We start from the raw sequence: 264 nt of genomic DNA on the forward strand, positions 1-264 counted from the left end.
GCACCTCGCCGCCCATCGGGATCACCTGGGCGACGCCGGGGATCGAGAGCAGGCGTGGTCGGATGGTGAAGTCGGCGAGTTCCCGCAATTGCATCGGCGAGACCGTGCCGCCGTTGAGGGCGACCATCACGATCTGGCCCATGATCGAGGAGACCGGACCCATCATCGGGTTGACGTTTGGGGGTAGTTGCGGGCGCACCATCGCGAGGCGCTCGGCGACCTGCTGGCGGTTGCGGTAGATGTCGGTGCCCCAGTCGAACTCGA

Annotated in this window: 1 protein-coding gene; it reads right to left on the reverse strand. The window is 66.7% G+C overall.

The features are described from left to right. Nucleotides 1-264 (reverse strand): efflux RND transporter permease subunit (locus tag AX737_RS15440; protein ID WP_156453742.1); only part of this gene is annotated, 264 nt, incomplete at both ends.

Source organism: Methylobacterium sp. CCH5-D2 (assembly GCF_001556475.1).
GTDB lineage: Bacteria > Pseudomonadota > Alphaproteobacteria > Rhizobiales > Beijerinckiaceae > Methylobacterium > Methylobacterium hispanicum.